Raw genomic sequence first — 18,914 nt, 5'->3', positions numbered from 1 at the left:
CGGGTCAGGGCGCCAGGGGCACGGCCACCGGCCGAGCCGACAGAACCGCAACATATGAAGGAGGCGGCTATGGCCGTCGTCACCACCCGCCAGCTGCTTGACAGCGGCGTGCACTTCGGGCACCAGACCCGACGCTGGAACCCCAAGATGAAGCGATTCATCTTCACGGAGCGCTCCGGCATCTACATCATCGACCTGCAGCAGTCGCTGGCCTACATCGACCAGGCCTTCGACTTCGTCAAGGAGACCGTCGCCCACGGCGGCAGCGTGCTCTTCGTCGGCACGAAGAAGCAGGCGCAGGAGTCGATCGCCGAGCAGGCGACGCGCGTGGGCCAGCCCTACGTCAACCAGCGCTGGCTCGGTGGTCTGCTCACGAACTTCCAGACGATCTCCAAGCGCCTCAGCCGCATGAAGGAGCTCGAGGAGCTCGACTTCGAAGACACGTCGGTCTTCACCAAGAAGGAGCTGCTGCTCAAGAAGCGCGAGCTGCTCAAGCTGCAGAAGTCGCTCGGCGGCATTCGCAACCTCCAGCGCACGCCGTCGGCTGTCTGGATCGTCGACACGAACAAGGAGCACCTTGCCGTCGACGAGGCGAAGAAGCTGGGCATCCCGGTCATCGCGATCCTCGACACGAACTGCGACCCCGACGACGTGCAGTACCCGATCCCGGGCAACGACGACGCGATCCGCTCCGTCGCCCTGCTGACGAAGATCGTCGCCGACGCCGCGGCCGAGGGCCTCATGCAGCGTCACGGCGGCGGCGACGCCGCCGCTGAGCCGATGGCTGAGTGGGAGCGCGAGCTGCTCGAGCAGCAGGAGGCAGCACCCGCCGCCGAGGCCGAGCCCGCTGCTGAGGCGCCCGCCGCAGAGGCTGCGCCGGTCGAGGTGCCTGCCGCCGAGGCGCCCGTTGCCGAGGAGCCCGCTGCCGAGGTCGCCGCTGCTGAGGAGACCCCCGCAGAGACCACCGAGGACGTCACCGCGTCCGAGTCCAACTAAGGAGCAGCTGCATGGCCAACATCAGCATCGCCGACCTCAAGATGCTGCGTGAGCAGCTCGGCACCGGCATGAGCGACACCAAGGCCGCCCTCGAGGAGGCCAACGGCGACGTGGAGAAGGCGACGGAGATCCTGCGCCTCAAGGGTGCCAAGGGCAACGCGAAGCGCGCCGACCGCTCGACCAGCGAGGGCCTCGTCGCCACCGCTGACAGCGACGGCGCGGTCACGATGATCGCGCTGGGCTGCGAGACGGACTTCGTCGCGAAGAACGAGAAGTTCATCGCGCTGTCCGAGCGTGTGGTGGCCGCTGTCGCGGCTGCCGGTGCCGCCGACCTCGAGGCCGCGCTCGCGGCTCCGGCAGAGTCGGGCACCGTCCAGTCGATCATCGAGGAGCAGGCCGCCACGCTCGGCGAGAAGATGGAGCTGACCAAGGTCGCTCGTCTCGAGGGCGACGCGCAGGCGGTCTACCTGCACCGCACCTCGAAGGACCTGCCCCCGCAGGTCGGCGTGGTCGTCGCCTACTCCGGTGACGACGCCGAGACCGCGCGCGCGGTCGCGCAGCACATCGCCATGTTCGACCCGGCCTACGTCACCCGCGACGAGGTTCCGGCCGAGCAGGTCGAGAAGGAGCGCGAGCTCGTCACCGAGATCGCTCGCGGTGAGGGCAAGCCCGAGGGCGCGCTGCCGAAGATCATCGAGGGACGCCTGACGGGCTTCTTCAAGCAGATGGTGCTGCTCGACCAGGACTACGCGCGCGACAACAAGCAGTCGGTCGCGAAGGTGCTTGAGGCCGCCGGCCTCACGGTCACCGGCTTCGCCCGATTCAAGGTCGGCGCGTAGCCAGCGCAACGCACGACGAGGGCCGGGGGAGACCCCGGCCCTCGTCGTCTCCGCAGACGCGCACGCGGTAGGCTTCTGCACGGTCCGCGCTCGGGCCGCGACCCCCTGGAGGAGCCCATGTCTGCACAGCCGCGCCGTCGAGTCCTCCTGAAGCTCTCCGGGGAGGCGTTCGGCGCAGGCAGCCTCGGGGTGAACCCCGATGTGGTGCAGGCCATCGCCCGCCAGATCGCCGATGCCGCAGCCACGGTGGAGATCGCGATCGTCGTCGGCGGCGGCAACTTCTTCCGCGGTGCCGAGCTCAGCCAGCGCGGCATGGAGCGCGGTCGCGCCGACTACATGGGCATGCTCGGCACCGTGATGAACGCGCTCGCGCTGCAGGACTTCCTCGAGCAGGCCGGCGCCGAGACCCGCGTGCAGTCGGCGATCCAGATGACACAGGTCGCGGAGCCGTACATCCCGCGCCGGGCGGCGCGCCACCTCGAGAAGGGTCGCGTGGTGATCTTCGGCGCAGGCGCGGGACTGCCCTACTTCTCGACCGACACGGTCGCCGCGCAGCGCGCGCTCGAGATCGGCGCCGACCAGGTGCTAGTCGCGAAGAACGGTGTCGACGGCGTCTACTCCGCCGACCCGAAGCATGACCCCGACGCGACGCGCTACGAGGAGATCACCTACCAGGAGGCGCTCGTGCGCGGCCTCAAGGTGGTCGACTCGACCGCGTTCAGCCTCTGCATGGACAACCGCATGCCGATGCGCGTGTTCGCGATGGACGGCGATGACCAGCTGCGCCGCGCCATCCTGGGCGAGACGGTCGGCACGCTCGTGCGGGCCTGAGCGCCCGACCCCCATAGACTCGACAGCGAGGGAAGGAACCACGTGATCAGCGATGTGCTGGCTTCGGCCAAGGAGAAGATGACGCAGTCCATCGAGGTTGCGAAGGACGACTTCCAGACGGTGAGCGCCGGTCGTGCCAACCCGGCGCTGTTCCAGCGCCTGAACGTCGACTACTACGGCTCGCCGACGCCGCTCGTGCAGCTGGCCTCGTTCCAGCAGCCCGAGGCGCGGACGCTGATCATCACGCCGTTCGACAAGAGCGCGCTGAAGGAGATCGAGCGCGCGATCGTCGCGGCGCCGCATCTGGGCGTGACGCCCAACAACGACGGCACCATCGTGCGCATCACCATGCCGGAGCTCACCGAGGAGCGCCGCAAGGACTACGTGAAGATCGTCAAGGACAAGGCAGAGCAGGCCCGGGTCGCGGTGCGCAACGTGCGCCGGCAGGCCATGACCGACCTCGAGAAGCTCAAGGGCGAGGTCGGCGACGACGAGATCGCCCGCGCCGAGAAGGATCTCGAAGCTGCCACGAAGCAGGCTGTCGACGGCATCGACGAGGCTCTGAAGAAGAAGGAAGCCGAGCTCCTCGAGGTCTGATCGGGGAGTCGGGAGGCGACGCATGCGACGCGAACATCGGAGCGGCGCCGAGATCGAGGCGCAGATCCAGGCGCAGATCAGTGCCGCCCGTGATCAGATCGAGGCCACCCGCGCCCGCGTCAACAAGCGCACAGGGCGCAACATGGCGGCCGCGGTCGGCATCGCCCTGGTGCTCGGCGGTGCGCTGCTCGCCAGCCTGCTGTGGGTCAAGACGCTCTTCATGGTCTTCGCGGTCGTGCTCATCGGCTTCGCGCTGTACGAGCTCGCCAGCGCTCTGCGCTTCGCCGGCCGCGACGTCCCGCGCGTGCCGCTGGTGCTGCTCGGCTGCGCGATCCTGCCCGTCACCTGGTACTTCGGTGCCGCCGGCATGTGGTGGTCCACGCTCGGAGCGGTCGCGATCGTCGGCATCGTGCGCCTGATCGAGCTCGCCGACCCCTCGACGCGCACCGGCAGGGGAGATGTCTTCGCCGACATCACCGCGGGCGCGCTGTGCATCGCGTACGTCGCCGTGCTGGGCGGCTTCACGGTGCTCCTCGCCGCGCAGGACGGCGGCCAATGGTGGATCCTGGCCATGATCGTGATGACGACGGTGATCGACACCGGCGCGCTGGCCGTCGGGGTGTGGCTCGGCAAGCACAAGCTCGCGCCGCGCATCAGCCCCGGCAAGACCTGGGAGGGCCTGCTGGGCGGTGCGGCGTTCGCCGTCGCCGCCGGGATCCCGCTATCGATCTGGATGCTGGGGCAGGAGTGGTGGTTCGGCCTCATCCTCGCCGCGCTGCTCGTGGTGAGCGCCACCGTCGGCGATCTCGCCGAGTCGTTGATCAAGCGCGACCTGGGCATCAAGGACATCGGCTCGTTCCTCCCTGGGCACGGCGGCTTCCTCGATCGGCTCGACTCGATCCTGCCCAGCGCGGTGGTCATGATGGCGCTGTTCCAGGTGACGCACGCGTGAGCCGCAGGGCACCGCTGACATGATGGAGACGATGAGCACGTTCCCGAAAGCCCGCCGATCGCAACAGGGCTACGACATCGAAGAGGTCGAGGACTTCCTCGAGGACGCCCGACGCGCCTACGCGACCGATGCACGAGCTGCGACCGCGATCGATTCCTCCGCGATCCGTCGGATGAGCTTCACCATGCAGAAGGGCGGGTACTCGCCGGCCCACGTCGACGCCGCGCTCGAGCGCCTCGAAGAGGCCTTCGCGCTCCGGGAGCACGAGCGGGGCATCCTCGAGCACGGCGAGGAGCAGTGGTACGCGAAGGTGCGCGAGCGCGCCCGCGACGCGCTGGAGACGCTGCAGCGTCCTGACGGCGAGCGCTTCCGCCGCGTCAGCAGGATCTCGCGCGGCTACCGCCTCGCCGAGGTCGACCGATTCGCCGCGCGCATCGCCGACTACCTGCAGGACGGCCCCGAGATCAGTGCCCGCGAGGTGCGCACCGCGCAGTTCGAGGCCCAGTTCGGCGGCTATGACGAGGACGAGGTCGACGGGCTGCTCGACACGGTCGTGAGCCTGATGCTGGCGGTTCGCTGACGACACCACCCTGGGCTTCGTTACCGTTCCGTGATAACGTCGATCCTCGTGTTCACTCGCTCCGCCCATGCTTCCGCGCGCAAGACGCGCACCCGTGGCGTGCTCTCGGGGCTGTCGCTGCTGGCGGCTGCCGGCTTCGTGCTCGTGACGCTTGCGGCGAGCCCCGGCGAGCAGGTGATGGCCGAGCCGGCCGCCCTGCCGAGCGACAACCGTCCGGGACAGGCGCTCGACGCGGTCACCGGCTCGCAGACAGCGCTCGTGCGCGACGAGATCGTGGTGCACACGCCGACCCCCACGCCGACTCCCGAGCCCGTGGTGGCTGCGCCTTCCGGTGGCGGCGGCGCTGCTGCTGCTGCCGCATCCATCGCCATCCCCCGTGCCGCGGCTCCGAACCCCGGCAGCGCCCAGGCGGTCGCCCGTGAGATGGTGCTCGCCCGCGGCTGGGGCGAAGACCAGTACGCATGCCTCTACAACCTGTGGCAGCGCGAGTCGAACTGGAACGTCTACGCGCAGAACCGTTCGAGCGGCGCATACGGCATCCCCCAGGCGCTGCCCGGCTCGAAGATGGCGACCGCCGGCGCCGACTGGCAGACCAATGCCGTCACGCAGATCTCCTGGGGCCTGGGCTACATCTCCGGCCGCTACGGCACGCCCTGCGGCGCCTGGGGCCACTCGCAGTCGGTCGGCTGGTACTGATGCCTGCGCGGCGGCCGAAGCGTCGCGCGCAGCCCTACGTGCCGCTCGACGTCGACCGCCTCATGCATGGCACCGCGCGAGTCGAGCGCCGCGGCACCGGCGAGTGGCACGTGCAGCCGATGTCCGAGCGGAGCTCCGTCAAGGACTACGCGTGCCCTGGATGCGGTGGCACGGTCGCCGCGGGCACGGCCCACGTGGTCGTGTGGCGGGCGGATTCGATCTTCGGAGAGCGTGCGGTCGAGGAGCGGCGCCACTGGCACACGGGCTGCTGGCGCGCGAACTGATCGCTCGCGCTGCGAGAGCCTGGCCTCCTACTTCGCGTCCTGCCTCGGGATCACGACTTCCTTGAGGATGAGCTGGATGGCGGCTGCGACCGGGATGGCGACGAGCGCGCCCAGGATGCCCAGCAGTGTGCCGCCGATCAGGGCGGAGAGCACGACCACGACGCCTGGCACCTTCACGGCGCGGTTCATGATCTGCGGGCTGATCACGTAGGCCTCGACCTGCATGTAGATGAGGTAGTAGATGGCGACCGGGAGCGCCGTCTCCGGTCCGTCGAGCAGCAGCACGAGCAACGAGATCACCACGGATGCGGAGATCGTGCCGATCAGCGGGATGGTCGACGCGATGAGCGCGACGAAGGCGTAGACCACCGCGAGCTCTGAGCCGACGATCGAGAGCATGACGAACGACAGCACGCCGTTGCACAGCCCGAGGAACCACTGGCCGAGCACGAAGCGGCCGACCGACTGCATGATCTGCTCGGCGATCTCGATGAACTTCGGGCGCGAGGATGCGGGCACCAGACGGTACATGCCCGACTTCAGCGACGGCAGTGAGCCCGTGAAGTACAGCATGAGCACGACGACGATGAAGACCCCGCCGAGCGTGAACACCAGCTGCCCGACGCCGTTGACGATCGCGCCCGCGACCTCGGCCACCCAGGGCGGCAGCGACGACCAGGTGTTGAAATCGGTCAGCGCACTCGTGAGCTGCTCCAGCGCCACGTCGACGTCGAACTGCGGGAAGGTCTCGCGGAGCCAGTCGAAGAAGCCCTCGAGCGCGCCGCCCTCGATCTCGGAGACGATCGACTCGATGAGCTGCGCGAACTGGGCGACGATCGTCGGGATGATCAGCCAGACGGCACCGACAGCGATGCCGAGGATCGCCAGGAAGACGAGCAGCACGGCGCCCCAGCGCGGCATCCTGCGCTTGATCAGGAACTGGATGAGGGGCTCGACGCCCAGCGCCAGGAAGATGCCGGCGAACGCCCAGACGAGCACGGTGCTGATCTGCTGGATGCTGGCGCCGATGACGATGGCCAGCAGCACTCCCAGTCCGCCCACGAGCCCGAGCAGAAACCCGTTCCTGATCTTCACACCCCGCATACTAAAGTGCCGCGGGCAGCCGCCCCGGCAGGCTCGCGGCCCTCGGATGGCGCGAATCGGGCCACCTCAGGTACTCTGGAGGCTTGCCTGCCGGGCGCGGTCCATCGAAACGGCCAGTCAACGATCTCGGCGAGCGTGAAAGGACCCCTGACTCGTGCGATACATCCTCGCGGCCGTGAGCCTCGTGATCTCGCTCGTCCTGCTCGGCCTCGGCATCGGACAGCGCACCATCTGGGCGCCGCCGGACTCGATCGTCGCGCAGCTCGAGCAGCCAACGGACGCCCAGCTGATCGTGATCTCCGGTGACACGCTCAACATGCACGACGGCCGGCAGACGCTGACCATCACGGACGACGGCCCGGTCACGGCTGTCGTCGGTCGCGACCGCGACGTGCTCGGCTGGGTCGGCGAGACCCGCTACGCGGCAGCGCAGATCGACGACCAGGACGTGCTCACCCTCGACGAGCAGGGCAGCGACACGGAGCCCGTGCCGGCGATCGCCGGCAGCGACATGTGGATCGAGGTGCACGAGGGCGAGGGCCGTCTGCAGTTCGACATCGACCTGCCGGTCGGATTCTCGATCGCCATCGCCGGCGAGCCGGGCACCCCGGCACCGGCGGATGTGCGGGTCGAGTGGCCGTTCGATGCGAAGACGCCGCTGTTCGGTCCGCTGATGACCGCCGGGCTGGTCTTCCTCGCGCTGGCTTTGCTGTTCTTCCTGCTGGCGCTGCGCCGGCATCGCCGCCGCCGCGGACCGCAGCGCCGCTCGCACCGCGAGCTCACCCGTGCCGAGCGGCGCGCGCTGCAGCGCGACGCCCGCGCCGGGCTGCCGCTGCCCGATCGCGCGATCGAGCCCACCGCATCCGCCGACGGCGAGCGGGGAGCGATCGATCCGGCGACCACCGAGCCCGAGACCGGCGAGCCCTCCGCCTCCGAGCCCGAGACCGGCGAGCCCGAGGCTCGACCGGAGCAGGAGCGGGGCAGGGCCGAGCGCCGCACCGCGTCGCGCGCCCGCCGCCGTGTCGGGCTGATCGCCTTCCCGGTGCTGGCGTCGATCGCGCTGACCGGCTGCGGGCCGCAGTACTGGCCGAGTCCTGCTCCGACCGACACGACGGCAGCGCCGACGCCGACGAGCCTCGAGGAGACGCTGCCGCCGGTGGCGCTCACCGAGAACCAGTTCGAGCGGGTGCTCGAGAGCACCCGTGACGTCGTGAGCCAGGCCGACGAGGAGCTCGATGCCGCGACCGCCGCGCGGCGGCTCGCGGGACCCATGCTCGCCGCACGGCAGACGAACTACGAGATTCGCTCGCAGAGCGAGGAGGCGGAGGCGCTGCCCGGCATCCCCGATGGCGAGGTGCAGCTGCTGCTGCCCCAGCAGACCGAGACCTGGCCTCGCACCGTGATGGCCGTGATCGCGTGGGAGAACGCCGAGCAGGCGCAGTCGACGATGGTCTTCGAGCAGGCGGAGCCGCGAGCGAACTACCGGGTGATCTACCAGACGACCCTCGGCTCCGGCGTGCAGCTGCCGGCTGTCGCCAGCCCGACGATCGGCGCCGCGAGCCTGCCGGACAACACCGTGCTGCTGCAGCGTCAGCCGGGCGAGATCACGATGGCGTACGCCGACGTGCTGCTCAACGGCGAGGAGTCGGAGTTCGCGTCGTGGTTCCAGGAGGAGGGCGACGCGCTGCGCGAGCAGATCGGCAAGGCGTACAAGGACGAGCAGCGAGCCGACCCTGATCTCGAGCTGACGAACCTCGAATGGTTCAACGGCGAGGACGAGTCGGCGCCGTTGATGCTCGTCACGAACGAGGGCGGCGCGCTGCTGGCCACGTCGTTCACCGAGACGCAGCGCACCACACCGACCGAAGAGGGCGTCGAGGTGTCGGCGTCGGCCGGTGCCGCGATCCTCGCCGGTGTCGATCAGTCGGAGACCGGCATCGAGCAGACCTACCAGCTCCAGGTGCTGTTCGCGGTGCCGCCTGCGGATGCGCCCGAGGGCGCCCGCATCCAGGTGGTCGGCTACGCGCAGTCGCTGCTGGACGCACGAGAGGTACAGGAATGACACAGGAGCACCTGCCCGCATCGATCGGCGGAGCCGTCGACCTGTCTGCGCTCGCCGCGCGGCACGCCCAGGCGGCAGCACCGCAGCCTGAGGCCGTGGCAGCTGCCGGTGCACCCGGCGTGGTCATCACGGTCACCGACGCCGACCTCGAGCAGGTGGTCGAGCTCTCGAGCCGGGTGCCGGTGCTGATCGCGATCGTCGCGGAGTGGAGCGAGCCGAGCGCGCAGCTGACGCCGGTGCTCGAGCGGCTCGTCGAGGCGCAGCGCGGCAGGCTTGTGCTCGCGAAGGTCGACGCCGACCGCAGCCCGCAGATCGTGCAGGCGTTCCAGGCGCAGTCCGTGCCCACTGTCGCCGCGGTGATCGCGGGCCGCCCCGCGCCGCTGTTCACCGGCGCGCAGCCGGAGGAGCAGATCGCCGATGTGCTCGCGCAGGTGCTCGAGTTCGCGGCCCAGCAGGGCGTCACCGGCAGCGTGCCGATGAGCGAGGGTGCCGAGGGCGACGAGGCGCAGGAGCCGGCTCCCGCGCCGGTGCCTCCGCTGCACCAGGAGGCCTACGACGCCATCGACGCCGGCGACCTCGAGGCGGCGATCGCCGCGTTCGAGAAGGCCATCGCGCAGAACCCGCGGGACGCGGAGGCCATCGCCGGCCTCGCGCAGGTGCGACTGCTGACGAGGCTGCAGGGCAAGGGTGCCGAGGAGATCCGTGCTGCCGCGGCAGCCGCTCCCGCCGATGCGCAGGCGCAGATGCTGGTCGCCGACCTCGACCTCTCGGGCGGCCACGTGGAGGATGCGTTCCTTCGCATGCTCGACCTGATGGCGTCGCTCACAGGCGACGAGAAGCAGGGCGTGCGGCTGCGGCTGCTCGACCTGTTCGAGATCGTCGGCGTCGACGACCCGCGCGTGAACGCGGCCCGCAAGCGGCTGACGACGCTGCTCTACTAGGGCTGGGTGCCCGACGCCCGAGACGGGCGTCGGCGCTGGGGTCGCGGCGTGGGCCCGAAAGGGCCTACGCCTTCAGCTCCACCGCGCGGGGCTTCAGAATCAGGCCCGCCAGCGGCGGGATGGTGAGCGTCGCCGACGCGGGTCGCCCGCCCCAGGGCTCGGCCGCCGCGTGCACGGTGCCGAGGTTGCCGACCCCGGAGCCGCCGTACTCTTGCGCGTCGGAGTTCACGACCTCCTCCCACTCGCCGGCGAACGGCAGCCCCATCCGGTAGCCCTCGACGGGCCTGCCCGAGAAGTTCACGATCGCCGCCACCGGGTCGCCGTCGGCACCCCAGCGCAGGAACGCGACGAGGTTGTCGGAGGAGTTGCCGCCGTCGATCCACTCGAAGCCGCCAGGCTCGTTGTCGCGCAGCCAGAGCGCCTCGGTGTCGCGGTAGACGCGGTTGAGCTGCGAGACGAGCGACATGAGGCCGCGGTGCACCGGCTGGTCGAGGATCCACCAGTCGAGCCCGCGCGCCTCGCTCCACTCGCTCGGCTGCCCGAACTCCTGCCCCATGAACAGCAGCTGCTTGCCGGGGTGCGCCCACATGAACGTCAGATAGGCGCGCACCGAGGCGAGCTTCTGCCACTGGTCGCCCGGCATCTTGCCCAGCAGCGAGCCCTTGCCGTGCACGACCTCGTCGTGGCTGATCGGCAGCAGGAACTGCTCGCTGAACGCGTACAGGAACGAGAAGGTGATGTCGCCGTGATGGTGCGAGCGGTACATCGGGTCGACCGCCATGTACTGCAGCGTGTCGTGCATCCAGCCCATGTTCCACTTCAGCCCGAAGCCGAGTCCGGATGCGTCGGTGGGCTTGGTCACGCCCGGCCAGGAGGTCGACTCCTCGGCGATCATGATGACGCCCGGGCAGCGGCGGTAGACGGTGGCGTTGACCTCCTGCAGCAGCGCGATCGCCTCGAGGTTTTCGCGACCGCCGTGCACGTTGGGCAGCCACTCGCCGTCCTTGCGGGAGTAGTCGAGGTAGAGCATCGAGGCGACCGCGTCGACGCGCAGGCCGTCGATGTGGAACTCCTCCATCCAGTAGACGGCGTTCGCCACCAGGAAGTTCTTCACCTCCGGCCGGCCGAAGTCGAACACGTGCGTGCCCCAGTCGGGCTGGTCGCCGCGGCGAGGGTCGGGGTGCTCGTAGAGCGCCTGCCCGTCGAAGCGCGCGAGCGCCCACTCGTCCTTCGGGAAGTGGCCGGGCACCCAGTCCATCAGCACGCCGTAGCCGGCGCGGTGCAGCCGGTCGATCAGGTAGCGCAGGTCGTCGGGGTGGCCGAAGCGGCTGGTGGGGGCGAAGTAGCCCGTCACCTGGTAGCCCCACGAGGGCCCGTAGGGGTGCTCGGCGAGCGGCATGAACTCCACGTGCGTGAAGCCGGTCGTCTCCAGGTGCTCGATGAGCGCATCCGCCATCTCCCGGTAGCCGAGCCCCGGTCGCCAGGAGCCGAAGTGCAGCTCGTAGACCGACATGGGGGAATTGTGGGGGTCCTTCGCGGCCCGGGACCGCATCCAGTCGTCATCGCTCCAGGCGAAGCGGCTGGTGCCCACCTTCGAGGCGGTGGCCGGCGGCACCTCGGTGTAGCGCGCCATCGGGTCGGCGCGCGTCACCCAGCCGTGATCGGTGAGGATCTCGTACTTGTAGGCGCTGTGCTCGAGCTCGCCCGGCACGAACAGCTCCCAGACGCCGGAGGCGCCCATGGTGCGCATCGGGTGCGAGCGGCCCACCCAGTCGTTGAAGTCGCCGATGATGCGCACGGCCCGCGCGTTCGGCGCCCAGACGGCGAACGAGGCCCCGGCCACGCCCTCGTGCTCGCGCAGCCGCGAGCCGAGCACCTGCCAGGCCTGCTCGTGGCGTCCCTCGCGCCACAGGTGCAGGTCGAGCTCGCCCAGGGTGGGCGTGAAGCGATAGGGGTCCTCGCTCTCCCACGCGGCGTCGTCGCCGTAGGCGGTGAGCAGGCGGTAGGGGCGGATGGGTCCGGTCACGACGGCGCGCCACAGACCGTGCCCGAGGTGCTCCATGGGCGTCTCGGCCTGACCGGTGTCGGTCTCGGTCAGCACCGTGACCGCCGCGGCGAGGTGGCGGACGGCGCGCACGACGTGCGAGGTGCCGGGCACTGCCGATGCGTCGGCATGCGCCCCGAGGACGTCGTGCGGCGCGGGGTGCGCGCCTTCGGCCAGCTGCTGGATGGTCGCTTCGTCGAGCATCATGCCCCCAAGCGTCGCACGTGGATGACGTGCGCGGGCTCGACGAATGCGTCGAGCCGCACGAAGTTGTGGTCGCTCCAGTGCCACGTCTCGCCGCTGATGAGGTCGTGCGCCTGGAAGCTCTCGCCCGGGCGCAGGCCCAGCTTCGTCAGGTCGAGGTGCACGGTCGTCTGCCGGGCGGAGTGCGGGTCGACGTTGGCGACCACGATGATCGTGTCTGGCTCGCCCGAGTCGGTGAAGCGGCCGTCGAGGTGCTTCGAGTAGACCAGCACGGCGTCGTCGTCGGACCAGTGGATGTCCATCGCCCACAGCTGCCGGATGGCGGGGTGCTCGGCGCGGATCTCATTGAGCCGCGTGATGTACGGCTCGATGGTGGTGCCGTTGCGAGCGGCGCGCTCCCAATCGCGCGGCCTGTACTCGTACTTCTCGTTGTCGATGGCCTCCTCGGCGCCGGGCCGGGCGACATCCTCGATCAGCTCGTAGCCGGCGTACATGCCCCAGGTGGGCACCGCGGTGGCGGCGATCGCCGCGCGCACCTTGAAGGCGGGCACGCCGCCGAACTGCAGGTACTCGGTGAGGATGTCTGGGGTGTTCACCCAGAAGGCCGGCTTGAACCAGGCCGCCTGCTCGCCGGTGACCTCGCGCAGGTACTCCTCGAGCTCCGCCTTCGTGTTGCGCCACGCGAAGTAGGTGTACGACTGCTGGAAGCCCACCTTGCCGAGCGCCTGCATCATCGCCGGCCGGGTGAAGGCCTCGGCGAGGAAGACGATGTCGCCGTGCTTCGCGTTCACCTGGCCGATCACGTGCTCCCAGAACCACAGCGGCTTGGTGTGCGGGTTGTCGACGCGGAAGATGCGCACGCCGCAGCCCACCCACAGGTCGATGATGCGGAGCACCTCGGCGACGATCCCTGTCGGGTCGTTGTCGAAGTTGACCGGATAGATGTCCTGGTACTTCTTCGGCGGGTTCTCGGCGAAGGCGATCGTGCCGTCGGGCAGCGTCGTGAACCACTCCGGGTGCGTCGTCACCCACGGGTGATCCGGCGCCGCCTGGAGGGCGAGGTCCATGGCCACCTCGAGCCCCGCATCCGCCGCCTGGTCCACGAACGCGCGGAAGTCGTCGATGGTGCCGAGGTCGGGGTGGATGGAGTCGTGGCCGCCGTGCTTCGAGCCGATCGCCCAAGGGCTGCCGGGGTCGCCAGGCTGCGGCGTGAGCGTGTTGTTCGGGCCCTTGCGGTTGACCTCGCCGATCGGGTGCACGGGCGGCAGGTAGAGCACGTCGAAGCCCATCGCCTTCACCGCCGGCAGCCGCTTCGCCGCGGTGGCGAAGGTGCCGCTCTGCCAGGAGCCGTCGGCGCGCTGCACGGCGCCCTCGGAGCGGGGGAACAGCTCGTACCAGGCGCCGACGCCCGCACGGGTGCGCTCGACCCTCAGTTGCAGGGTCTCGGATGCGGTGACCAGGGAGCGAGGCCGGTGGCGGTCGATCGCGCCCAGGATGTCGGGGTCGTTGACCGATGCCCAGCGCTGCAGCACCGGCGCGGCCGTGTTGGCGAGCGCCTTCGCAGCACCGGCGAGCAGGGTGGCGTCGGCGCCGGTCGCGGCGCGGGCCGCTCTGGCGAGCAGCTGCGCGCCCATGGTCGCCATCAGCTCGGCGTCGATGTCGGCGGCGATCTTGATCTCGGCATTGTGGTGCCAGGTGGCCCACTCGTCGGCCCAGGCCTCGACGTGCCAGGTCCACATGCCCTGCTCGTCGACCAACGCGTGCGCCCGGTGGCGGTCGAGGCCATCGTGCAGGGGCTCCATCGGCACGCGCGTCGTGCTGCCGCTGGGGGAGCGCAGCACGAGGGTCACGCCGATGCGGTCGTGGCCCTCCCGGAACGCCGCCGCCTCGAACGGCACGACATCACCGACCACCGCCTTCGCGGGGAATCGGTTGCCGGGCTGCTGCGGGTGCAGATCGAGCACCGGGATCCGGCCGGAGAGGACCTGCACGGGGACTGCTTCGCTCTTCTTCGCCACGCCCTCAACCTACCGAGTGCCGAGCCCGGGCGGCCAGGGCCCGCCGCTAGGCTCGGGGAGTGTGAGAGCTATCCGCCGGTTCACCGTCCGCACCTCCCTCCCTGCGCGGCTCGACCGCCTCGACGCGCTGGCCGCCAACCTGCGCTGGTCGTGGCACGAGCCCACCCGCGAGCTCTTCCGCGAGATCTCGCTCGACGGCTGGCAGGCCACCGGCCACGATCCCGTGCAGCTGCTCGGCTGGGTCGGCACCGCACGGCTCGAGCAGCTCGCCGAGGACGACGACTTCGTCGCCCGCGTCGACGCGCTCGCCGATGACCTCGGCGACTACCTGTCGCAGGCGCGCTGGTACCAGTCGCTCGAGGACGTGCCCGAGTCGATCGCCTACTTCTCGCCCGAGTTCGGCATCACGAGCGCGCTGCCGCAGTACTCCGGCGGCCTCGGCATCCTCGCCGGCGACCACCTGAAGGCGGCCAGCGACCTGGGCGTGCCGATCGTCGGCGTCGGCCTGTTCTACCAGGCCGGCTACTTCAAGCAGGCGATCTCGCGCGAGGGCTGGCAGCAGGAGTCCTACCCGGTGCTCGACCCTGACGGCCTGCCGCTGAAGATCCTGCGGGGCGCCGACGGCACGCACGCGACCGTCGCGCTCGCGCTGCCCGGCGGCCGCACGCTGCACGCGCGCATCTGGCAGGCCACCATCGGCCGCGTGCCGCTGCTGCTGCTGGACACGAACATCCACGAGAACAGCGACGAGCTGCGCACCGTCACCGACCGGCTGTACGGCGGCGGCGGCGAGCAGCGCCTGCAGCAGGAGCTGCTGCTGGGCATCGGCGGTGTGCGCGCGCTCGCGGTCTACAGCGAGCTCACCGGTGCGCCGGCCCCTGCGGTGTACCACTCGAACGAGGGCCACGCCGGCTTCCTCGGCATCGAGCGCATCTCGCGGCTGATCGCCGAGGGCCTCGGCTTCGACGAGGCGCTGCAGGTCGTGCGCGCCGGCACCGTCTTCACCACCCACACGCCGGTGCCCGCCGGCATCGACCGCTTCGACGTCGAGCTGGTGCACAGCCACCTCTCGGGCGACCTGGTGCCCGGCGTCGACGTCGCGCGGGTGCTCGAGCTCGGCCGCGAGGAGGATCCGGCGATCTTCAACATGGCGCAGCTGGGCTTCTCGCTCGCGCAGCGCGCCAACGGCGTCTCGAAGCTGCACGGCAAGGTCTCGCGGCGCATGTTCGCCAGCCGCTGGCCGGGCTTCGACTCGGAGGAGGTGCCGATCACCTCGGTCACGAACGGCGTGCACGCGCCCACCTGGACCTCGCCCATCCTGAAGCACCTGGCCGAGCGCGAGCTCGGCACGCTCGACACGACGCGCTGCGACTGGGGGTCGGATGCGGTCTCCGACGAGACGCTCTGGTCGGTGCGCCGCGAGATGCGCGAGGCGCTCGTGCAGGAGGCGCGCGAGCGCACCCGCGTGAAGCACGTGCGCAACGAGGGCGCGGCGCCGCGCTGGGTCGACGAGCTGCTCGACCCGGATGTGCTGACGATCGGCTTCGCCCGCCGCGTGCCGACCTACAAGCGGCTGACGCTCATGCTGCACGACCGCGACCGGCTGCGGTCGCTGCTGACGCACCCCGAGCGGCCGGTGCAGCTCGTCATCGCCGGCAAGTCGCATCCCGCCGACGAGCAGGGCAAGGCGCTCATCCAGGAGCTCGTGCGCTTCTCGCAGGAGCCCGACGTGCGCGGCCGCATCGTCTTCCTCGAGAACTACGACATCTCGATGGCGAAGTCGCTCTACCCGGGCTGCGACGTCTGGCTCAACAACCCGCTGCGGCCGCTCGAGGCGTGCGGCACCTCCGGTATGAAGGCGGCGCTCAACGGCTCGCTCAACCTGTCGATCCTCGACGGCTGGTGGGAGGAGTACTTCGACGGCAAGAACGGCTGGGCCATCCCCTCGGCGCACGAGCAGATGGATGCCGCCGACCGAGACGCCTTCGAGGCCAACGCCCTCTACGAGCTGATCGAGCACCAGGTGGCGCCGCGCTACTACGACCGCGACGAGCGCGGGCTGCCGACGGCCTGGATCGCCTCCATCCGCCACACGCTCGCCGCGATGAGCCCCGAGCTCTCGGCCGAGCGCATGCTCGCCGAGTACGTCGACCGGCTCTACACGCCGGCGGCGAAGGCTGCGGCGGTCGCCGCTGCCGACGAGGCCCGCGCCGCCCGCGACTTCGCGGTCTGGACGGGGCGGATGCGCGACGCGTTCGGGCAGGTCGAGGTGCGGCACGTGGAGGTCGACGGCGTCGATGTGCCGCCGATCGTCGGCGACGAGGTGCGGGTGCGTGCCTTCGTCGAGCTGGGGGCGCTGAGCCCAGCGGATGTCACCGTCGAGGTGGTCGCCGGCACGATCACCGAGGAGGGCGACCTGCGCCACACGCGCCGGTTCGCGCTCGAGCCGGTGGGCGCCGAGGGCACGGCGCAGCGCTTCGAGTCGGCGATCGAGATGCCGGCCGCCGGCACCTTCGGCTACACCGTGCGCGTGGTGCCGAAGCACCCGATGCTCGCCTCCGACGCCGAGCTGGGGCTGGTCGCCTACGCCAAGGGCTGAGCGGGCGCGGCGCCCGCACTCGGCGTCTGGGGAGCGGGCTCCTCGGGCACCGGCGGCGACGGCGGGGTGCGCAGCACCATGACCGTCGCCGCCGGCTCGCCCGCCACGGGCACGCCGTGCACGGCGTAGACGCGCATGCTCATGGCGGGCATGGCGATGCGGGCGCCCGGAGCGATGCGTTCGTCGTCGTGGTGGTCGGCGGCCGAATCCCACAGCAGCTCGAACTCGGTCGCGCCGTCGGGCAGCGGCGTGGCGACGAGCGTGTCGCGCGGCGAGCCGTGGAAGATCACGAGCACGCGTGAGTAGCCCTCGTGCAGCGGCGTCGACTCGGCGAGCATCTGCATGGTGCGATCGTTCGAGTGGTCCCAGTCGTCGATGGTCATCGGCTCGCCCGCGGCGTTGCACCACTCCAGGTGCGAGGAGCCGGCGACGCGCTGCGCGCTCTGGCCGTACCAGAGCGGCCGCAGCGCCGGGTGCTCGCGGCGCAGCTGCAGCAGGCGCCTGGTCTGGGCGAGGAACGACTCCTGCCAGTCCTTGCGGTCCCACCGCATCCATGTCAGTGCCGAGTCCTGGCAGTAGGCGTTGTTGTTGCCGCGCTGCGAACGGCCGAACTCGTCGCCCATCGTGAGCATCGGCACGCCGGCCGAGACCAGCAGGGTGCCGAGCAGGTTGCGCATCGAGCGGCGCCGGTCGAGCTGCACGCCGACATCCTCGGTGCGCCCCTCCACGCCGTGGTTGAAGGAGCGGTTGCTGTCGGTGCCGTCGCGGTTGTCCTCGCCGTTGGCCTCGTTGTGCTTGTGGTCGTAGCGCACCAGGTCGGTGAGCGTGAAGCCGTCGTGGGCGGTGATGAGGTTGACGCTCTCGAGCGGCCCGCGCCGGCTGTGGAAGAGCCCGGCCGAGCCCGAGACGGCGTGCGCGAGCGGGCCGACGCCGGTCGAGCCGTCGCCGCCGTGCCGGAAGGCGCGCAGGTCGCTGAGCCAGAACTCGCGCGCGGTGTCGCGGAAGCGATCGTTCCACTCGCTGAAGCCGGCCGGGAAGGAGCCGGTCTTCCAGCCGTCGGGCCCGAGGTCCCAGGGCTCGGCGATCATCGTCGCGTCGGCCAGCCCCGGCTCGGCGACGATGCGCTGCAGCAGCGGGTGCTCGGGGTCGAAGCGGCCGTCGGCGCCGCGCCCGAGCACCGGGGCGAGGTCGAAGCGGAAGCCGTCGACGCCCATCTCACGGTGCCAGTAGGTCAGCGAGTCGATCACCAGATCCTGCGCGGCGGGCAGTGAGAAGTCGACGGTGTTGCCGCAGCCGGTCCAGTCGATCAGCGAGCCGTCGCCGTGCACGCGGTAGTAGGAGGCGTTGTCGATCAGCCGCAGGCTCGAGGGCGGGCCGCCGGCCCCCTCCTCGGAGGTGTGGTTGTAGACCACGTCGAGCGCGACCTCGAGGCCCGCCTCGTGCAGCAGCCGCACCATGCCCTTGAACTCGCGCAGCACGCCGCCGGTGCCGTCGAACTGCGCGCGGCGCGAGGCGTAGGCGCCGTGCGGGGCGAAGAACGAGAGCGTGTTGTAGCCCCAGTAGTTCACGCGCCCCTGCTGGATGAGCCGCTGCTCGGAGACGAACAGGTGCACCGGCAGCAGCTGCACCGTCGTGACGCCCAGATCCTTGAGGTAGCGAATCGTCGACGGATGCGCGAGGCCGGCGTAGGTGCCGCGCAGCTCTGCCGGCATGTGCGGGCTGAGCTTCGTGAGGCCCTTGACGTGCGCCTCGTAGAGCACCTGCTGGTCGAGCGGAATGTCGGGCCGGGGCGCGCCGCCCCAGTCGAAGGCATCGTCGATGACGGTTGCGCGGTACTGGCCGTGCGGTGTGCGCACGATGCCGCGCGCGTGCGGCGGGAGCGTGTTGCGGGTCCAGTCGAAGGCGTGGCCGGGGCCCTCGGGCCCGTCAACGCCGAGCGCGTAGGGCGTGCCGGCCGGCAGCCGGTCGGTCTCGACGAGGAAGACGTCGCCCCGCCGCTGCATCGGGATGGCGTCCAGCAGCCAGTCGGGGTCGTGCGGATCGAACAGCCGCAGCTCCATGCGCTCGGCGTGCTTCGACCACACGGTCAGCCGCTGACCGCCCTCGATGCGCTCGAGCCCGCGGGCACGCTCCAGAGACTGCACCTGCACCACGCGCTCTAGGCTAT

15 protein-coding genes are annotated in these 18,914 nt (G+C 70.5%); 11 read left to right on the top strand and 4 right to left on the bottom strand.

Features of this window, described 5'->3' with window-relative positions; all coding sequences use genetic code 11:
* Positions 1 to 69 precede the first annotated feature (69 nt).
* The 8 genes from rpsB (at position 70) to J1M46_RS05975 (ending at position 5,775) form a co-directional block, all read left to right on the top strand.
* Complete coding sequence (gene rpsB, locus J1M46_RS06010; protein WP_206446994.1) at positions 70 to 996, top strand: 30S ribosomal protein S2; 927 nt, start codon at positions 70 to 72, stop codon at positions 994 to 996.
* An 11-nt stretch (positions 997 to 1,007) separates the two neighbouring features.
* Complete coding sequence (tsf, locus tag J1M46_RS06005) at positions 1,008 to 1,835, top strand: translation elongation factor Ts (protein ID WP_206446993.1); 828 nt, start codon at positions 1,008 to 1,010, stop codon at positions 1,833 to 1,835.
* 117 nt (positions 1,836 to 1,952) lie between these two features.
* Complete coding sequence (pyrH, locus tag J1M46_RS06000) at positions 1,953 to 2,666, top strand: UMP kinase (RefSeq protein WP_206446992.1); 714 nt, start codon at positions 1,953 to 1,955, stop codon at positions 2,664 to 2,666.
* A 42-nt stretch (positions 2,667 to 2,708) separates the two neighbouring features.
* Positions 2,709 to 3,263: a ribosome recycling factor gene (frr, locus tag J1M46_RS05995; RefSeq protein ID WP_092918720.1), complete on the top strand. Its 555-nt coding sequence runs from the start codon at positions 2,709 to 2,711 to the stop codon at positions 3,261 to 3,263.
* A 22-nt stretch (positions 3,264 to 3,285) separates the two neighbouring features.
* Complete coding sequence (locus J1M46_RS05990; protein ID WP_206446991.1) at positions 3,286 to 4,215, top strand: phosphatidate cytidylyltransferase; 930 nt, start codon at positions 3,286 to 3,288, stop codon at positions 4,213 to 4,215.
* Positions 4,216 to 4,246: 31 nt separating this feature from the next.
* Complete coding sequence (locus tag J1M46_RS05985; RefSeq protein WP_206446990.1) at positions 4,247 to 4,795, top strand: DivIVA domain-containing protein; 549 nt, start codon at positions 4,247 to 4,249, stop codon at positions 4,793 to 4,795.
* Positions 4,796 to 4,825: 30 nt separating this feature from the next.
* A complete protein-coding gene (locus tag J1M46_RS05980; RefSeq protein WP_206446989.1) occupies positions 4,826 to 5,491 on the top strand; it encodes an aggregation-promoting factor C-terminal-like domain-containing protein in 666 nt (221 codons plus the stop codon).
* Positions 5,491 to 5,775, top strand: coding sequence for a hypothetical protein (locus J1M46_RS05975; RefSeq protein ID WP_206446988.1), 285 nt, complete (start codon positions 5,491 to 5,493; stop codon positions 5,773 to 5,775). Before J1M46_RS05980 ends, J1M46_RS05975 begins: the two co-directional genes overlap by 1 nt.
* 27 nt (positions 5,776 to 5,802) lie before the next feature.
* Here J1M46_RS05975 and J1M46_RS05970 read toward each other — a convergent pair whose 3' ends face one another.
* Positions 5,803 to 6,879, bottom strand: coding sequence for an AI-2E family transporter (locus J1M46_RS05970; protein ID WP_241249036.1), 1,077 nt, complete (start codon positions 6,877 to 6,879; stop codon positions 5,803 to 5,805).
* A gap of 175 nt (positions 6,880 to 7,054) precedes the next feature.
* Between J1M46_RS05970 and J1M46_RS05965 the strand changes: the two genes are divergently transcribed.
* Together J1M46_RS05965 and J1M46_RS05960 are read left to right on the top strand one after the other, a co-directional pair.
* On the top strand, positions 7,055 to 8,941 hold the full coding sequence (locus tag J1M46_RS05965) for a hypothetical protein (protein WP_206446986.1): 1,887 nt from the start codon (positions 7,055 to 7,057) through the stop codon (positions 8,939 to 8,941).
* Positions 8,938 to 9,882, top strand: coding sequence for a tetratricopeptide repeat protein (locus J1M46_RS05960; protein WP_206446985.1), 945 nt, complete (start codon positions 8,938 to 8,940; stop codon positions 9,880 to 9,882). The genes J1M46_RS05965 and J1M46_RS05960 overlap by 4 nt, the downstream gene beginning before the upstream one ends.
* 64 nt (positions 9,883 to 9,946) lie before the next feature.
* On the opposite strand, the gene glgB is transcribed toward J1M46_RS05960, so the two are convergent.
* Both glgB and J1M46_RS05950 read right to left on the bottom strand, forming a co-directional pair.
* Positions 9,947 to 12,133 carry a 1,4-alpha-glucan branching protein GlgB gene (gene glgB / locus J1M46_RS05955; RefSeq protein ID WP_206446984.1) on the bottom strand — a complete coding sequence of 729 codons (2,187 nt, stop codon included), beginning with the start codon at positions 12,131 to 12,133 and terminating at the stop codon, positions 9,947 to 9,949.
* Complete coding sequence (locus tag J1M46_RS05950; RefSeq protein WP_446698564.1) at positions 12,130 to 14,148, bottom strand: alpha-1,4-glucan--maltose-1-phosphate maltosyltransferase; 2,019 nt, start codon at positions 14,146 to 14,148, stop codon at positions 12,130 to 12,132. The genes glgB and J1M46_RS05950 overlap by 4 nt, the downstream gene beginning before the upstream one ends.
* 61 nt (positions 14,149 to 14,209) lie before the next feature.
* On the opposite strand from J1M46_RS05950, the gene glgP reads away from it, so the two are divergent.
* Complete coding sequence (glgP, locus tag J1M46_RS05945; RefSeq protein ID WP_206446983.1) at positions 14,210 to 16,747, top strand: alpha-glucan family phosphorylase; 2,538 nt, start codon at positions 14,210 to 14,212, stop codon at positions 16,745 to 16,747.
* On the opposite strand, the gene glgX is transcribed toward glgP, so the two are convergent.
* On the bottom strand, positions 16,732 to 18,900 hold the full coding sequence (gene glgX, locus J1M46_RS05940; RefSeq protein ID WP_206446982.1) for a glycogen debranching protein GlgX: 2,169 nt from the start codon (positions 18,898 to 18,900) through the stop codon (positions 16,732 to 16,734). The two genes, glgP and glgX, sit on opposite strands and share 16 nt — an antisense overlap.
* Positions 18,901 to 18,914 lie beyond the last annotated feature (14 nt).

Source organism: Agrococcus sp. KRD186, from assembly GCF_017168255.1.
Taxonomy (GTDB): domain Bacteria; phylum Actinomycetota; class Actinomycetes; order Actinomycetales; family Microbacteriaceae; genus Agrococcus.
The sequence above is the reverse complement of the archived record's forward strand: the minus strand, read 5'-3'. Positions and strand labels throughout refer to the sequence as shown.

Coding starts and splice junctions, on each gene's coding strand:
- rpsB (WP_206446994.1), top strand. CDS start 70: ATGGCCGTCGTCACCACCCGCCAGCTGCTTGACAGCGGCGTGCACTTC.
- tsf (WP_206446993.1), top strand. CDS start 1,008: ATGGCCAACATCAGCATCGCCGACCTCAAGATGCTGCGTGAGCAGCTC.
- pyrH (WP_206446992.1), top strand. CDS start 1,953: ATGTCTGCACAGCCGCGCCGTCGAGTCCTCCTGAAGCTCTCCGGGGAG.
- J1M46_RS05990 (WP_206446991.1), top strand. CDS start 3,286: ATGCGACGCGAACATCGGAGCGGCGCCGAGATCGAGGCGCAGATCCAG.
- J1M46_RS05985 (WP_206446990.1), top strand. CDS start 4,247: ATGAGCACGTTCCCGAAAGCCCGCCGATCGCAACAGGGCTACGACATC.
- J1M46_RS05975 (WP_206446988.1), top strand. CDS start 5,491: ATGCCTGCGCGGCGGCCGAAGCGTCGCGCGCAGCCCTACGTGCCGCTC.
- J1M46_RS05970 (WP_241249036.1), bottom strand. CDS start 6,879: ATGCGGGGTGTGAAGATCAGGAACGGGTTTCTGCTCGGGCTCGTGGGC.
- J1M46_RS05960 (WP_206446985.1), top strand. CDS start 8,938: ATGACACAGGAGCACCTGCCCGCATCGATCGGCGGAGCCGTCGACCTG.
- glgB (WP_206446984.1), bottom strand. CDS start 12,133: ATGATGCTCGACGAAGCGACCATCCAGCAGCTGGCCGAAGGCGCGCAC.